Source organism: Streptomyces sp. CO7 (genome assembly GCF_053474865.1).
Genome location: NZ_JBRIOU010000002.1, coordinates 1,403,241 through 1,406,692, shown reverse-complemented (window position 1 = coordinate 1,406,692; position 3,452 = coordinate 1,403,241). Strand labels below are relative to the sequence as shown.

At 70.9% G+C, this 3,452-nt stretch carries 3 protein-coding genes and 2 pseudogenes; 2 read left to right on the top strand and 3 right to left on the bottom strand.

Annotated features, from left to right (window positions below; translation table 11 throughout):
• On the bottom strand, window positions 1–461 hold a 461-nt coding region (locus ACOV8S_RS08410), incomplete at its 3' end, for a carbohydrate binding domain-containing protein (protein ID WP_448317047.1).
• A gap of 470 nt (window positions 462–931) precedes the next feature.
• Here ACOV8S_RS08410 and ACOV8S_RS08405 point away from each other — a divergent pair.
• Entirely contained in the window at window positions 932–1,378 is a 447-nt protein-coding gene (locus tag ACOV8S_RS08405) for a hypothetical protein (protein WP_448317045.1), read from the top strand.
• Here the strand turns inward: ACOV8S_RS08405 and ACOV8S_RS08400 are convergent.
• Together ACOV8S_RS08400 and ACOV8S_RS08395 are read right to left on the bottom strand one after the other, a co-directional pair.
• Window positions 1,358–2,218 carry a helix-turn-helix domain-containing protein gene (locus ACOV8S_RS08400; protein ID WP_448317044.1) on the bottom strand — a complete coding sequence of 287 codons (861 nt, stop codon included), beginning with the start codon at window positions 2,216–2,218 and terminating at the stop codon, window positions 1,358–1,360. The genes ACOV8S_RS08405 and ACOV8S_RS08400 overlap by 21 nt on opposite strands.
• Before the next feature lie 149 nt (window positions 2,219–2,367).
• Window positions 2,368–2,691 (bottom strand): annotated as a pseudogene (locus ACOV8S_RS08395) (MBL fold metallo-hydrolase); the annotation flags it as partial.
• A 253-nt stretch (window positions 2,692–2,944) separates the two neighbouring features.
• On the opposite strand from ACOV8S_RS08395, the pseudogene ACOV8S_RS08390 reads away from it, so the two are divergent.
• Window positions 2,945–3,452, top strand: a pseudogene (locus ACOV8S_RS08390) (IS5 family transposase); the annotation flags it as partial.

The window sequence follows — 3,452 nt, the reverse complement described above, 5'->3', positions numbered from 1 at the left end:
GGGCTGGGGCTGGGATCGGGGTCCGTGCCGCCCGCGCACGGGTCGCTGTGGGCCACCACCCCGTCCTTGACGGTGATGCTGCCGGTGCCCAGGGAGTAGTTCTTGCCGCCGTTGTTGTCCCAGGTGCCGCTGCCGTTGGTGAACGTGGCCTGCAGCCCGGCGGCCGCGCCGAGCGTCACGGTCCTCTTGACCCAGTCCGTGCAGGCGGCCTCCATCGCCACCCCGGGGACGGTGGTCCAGGAGCCGCCGTCGGGGGCGTAGTGCAGGTTGTACGCCGCCCAGTTCTTCGTCTTCGTGTAGTAGAAGACGGTCGCCGTGTTCTCGCCCGCGGCCGCCGTCGCCTCCGTCCCCGGGAAGGACGTGGCCGGCATCGCCATGAGCAGGCTGAACGCGGCGACCGCGGCGGTGAGGGCCGCCGGTCCACGTCTCAGCAGCCGGTCGGGGAATCTGCGTTCCGTCATGCGTGATCTCCAGGGGGAACTGGGCGGTGGGGAGCGCCGCCGTCAGGCACGAGGGCACACCCGACCGCCTCGGGGGGAGGAAGATCGGTTGAAAGTTCTGCCGGAATCTTGCTGCAAGGTTTTGCGAACGGATGGTGACAGACACCCGTCGGGCCCGTAAAGAGGTGCGGCGCGTACTGGTGCACTTGCTGTCAGGGAGCGCCAACTACGCCCCTGAGCAGTGGCATTGAACCGGTCGCGACCGGGCGCCGGAGGGAAAGGTGGTTCCGCCCCGCCGCACGCGAAACTTTCGTGGCGCGAAGGCCCGCCGACGGGAGATCTTGCCGACGTGGTCCGGGCGGCCTGCGTCGCGCCTCATTACCTCTGCGGTAATCGACGGTCCGCCGGCCCTGCGCGAGGGTGTGAACCGCGACGGCGCAAGACCGCTGACGCACCACCGCTGCCGACGACCTCCGAGGAGATCACCCGCCATGACCTCGACCGACGTATCGACCGCCGTCCGCCCCCAGGAGGGCGCACGAGTGTGGCTGTCCCGCTTCCTCGCCCTCGACGCCGCCGTCACCGGCGTCAACGGCATCGCCTACCTGGTGGCCTCCGGGCCCGTCGGGGAAATGCTGGGGGTGGGCAGCGATCTGCTGTTCGGCCTGGGCGTCTTCCTCGTCGCCTTCGCCGTCGCGGTGGCCGTGCTGTCCAGCCGGCCCACGCCTCCCGTGACCGCCGTGACGGCGGTGATCGACGCGAACCTGGTGTGGACGGTGCTCAGCATCCTGGCGCTCGTCCTGTGGCTGGACGCCCCCACCACGCTCGGCACGGTGTGGATCCCGATGCAGGCGATGACGGTCGGAGGCTTCGCGGTCCTGCAGTTCGTCGCACTGCGCCGGTTCCGGGGCGGACCGTCAGCCCTCCCCGGGGCGTGACGGTCGGGCGGCGGCACCGCCCGTGATCGCCCGCAGCGCTTGCGCCGTCTCCGGGTCGGCGGGGAGCAGGGTCTCCACCGCCAGCTCGGAGACGGTCACGTCCATGGGTGTGTTGAACGTGGTGAGCGTGGAGATGAACGACAGCACCCGCCCGTCCAGTTCGACGCGCAGGGGAAGCGCGTAGGCGTAGGCGTCCCCGGCGGGCTGCCGGCCGTCCGGCTCGCCGTCCGGCACGGGGTAGGCGGAGACCTCCTCGTGCAGCTCGCGGAGCGAGGCCGAGGGCCGTAGCGCGAGCTGGCGCTCCAGCCGCTCCAGCAGGTGCGCCCGCCATTCCCCCAGGTTGCGGATCCTGGGGGCGAGCCCTTGGGGGTGCAGACTCAGGCGCAGCGCGTTCATCGGCGGCCGCAGCAGGTGGTCGGGCACGCCGCGCAGCAGCAGGGCGATGCCGCTGTTGGCGGCCACCACGTCGTAGGAACCGTCCACGACGAGCGCCGGGTGGGGTTCGTAGGCGGCCAGCAGACCGTCCAGTTGGGAGCGCAGGGCCGCCATGGCCGGGTCGTGCAGCGGCCTCTCGGTGTAGACGGGGGCGTAACCGGCGGCGATGAGCAGCGAGTTGCGTTCCCGTACCGGGACCTCCAGATGCTCGGCGAGCCGCAGCACCATCCCCTGACTCGGCCTGGCACGACCGGTCTCGATGAAGCTGATGTGCCGCGCCGAACTCTCCGCCCGCAGGGCGAGCTCGAGTTGGCTGATGCGGCGCCTCTCGCGCCACCCCCGCAACAGGGAACCGACCGTGCCGTTCAGGGGGGACGGGGTGGACCTGGGAGCTGCAGCCGTCATGGCTCCGACCGTAGCGGATCGAGCCCCGGACGATCACCGCGGTGAGCCGGTGCCGGGGGGCGTCCGCGCCGCCCGGTACCCCGGACGGCAACGGATCACCCTGCCCGGGGAGCACGCACCGCGCGGGACGTCACCCGACTCCCCCGCGGCTAGGCACCGGCCGTGGAGGATGCCTCGGGCTCCGGAGCCGTCCGCCGGCGCCAGTGCCGGTCGACCGGTGCGCAGACGGCGCGCCACCACGGCTCGGCCGGCAGGTCGCCGCCCGGCGTGAAGGGTTCGCCGGGGCGCGGGAACGCCACCGCCTGGCCCGCCTCCCCGGCCACGTCGTGGATCCACTCCGCCGGCTCCGCCCACGGGTGCAGGGCCAGGTTGAAGGTGCCCCAGTGAATGGGGAGCAGTACGCCGCCGGGGCTGCCGCCCTGGAGGTCGAGGTGGGCGCGCAGACCCTCCTCGGGGGTCATGTGGATGTCCGGCGACATGACGCTCTATCAGATATGACCCATCGCCACTACATCGAGACCAACCGCGCGAGTGCTACGCGAAGTGAAGGGTTGTGCCGACTGGCTTCCGCGCTCAACCAGTCCTGATGCCCAGTGCGCGGAAGTCGGCCTCGCCTGCTTGCTGGACGCGAAACGCGTTGTCCTGTCCGTCGAGCACGTAACACGATCTTGTTGAACGGTCCTAGTAGGCCGTGACCGGTGTGACGATTCGGCCGTTCGGGATGGTGTGACTACCCGGCCGTGGATCGTGTCCGATGACCTATGGGCGCTGATCGAGCCGCTCCTGCCGCCTTGGCCCGAGAAGGCTCCCGGCCCGCGGCCCGTGCCAGACCGGCTGTGCCTGCAGGGCATTCTGTACGTGCCGTACAACGACATCGCCTGGCAGCTGCTGCCGTTGGAGCTGGGGTTCGGCTCGGGCCAGACCTGCTGGCGGCGCCTCGAGCGGTGGCAGCAGGCCGGAGTCTTCGGCCGGCTGCACCGCATCCTGCTCGCCAAGCTGAACGCGGTCGGCGAGCTGGACTGGTCCAGGGCATGCGTCGATGGTTCCCATGTCCGCGCCAAAAAGGGGAGCCGACACCGGTCCGTCGCCGGTCGACCGCAGGAAGACGGGCAGCAAACACCACCTGATCTGCGACGGACCCGGCACACCACTCAAGGTGATCACCACCGCGGCCAATGTCAACGACGTCACTCAGACCCTCGCCCTGGTCGACGGCATCCCACCCGTCGCCGGC

Excerpts from the sequence above, each read along its gene's own strand:
- ACOV8S_RS08405 (WP_448317045.1), top strand. The coding sequence starts at position 932 with ATGACCTCGACCGACGTATCGACCGCCGTCCGCCCCCAGGAGGGCGCA.
- ACOV8S_RS08400 (WP_448317044.1), bottom strand. The coding sequence starts at position 2,218 with ATGACGGCTGCAGCTCCCAGGTCCACCCCGTCCCCCCTGAACGGCACG.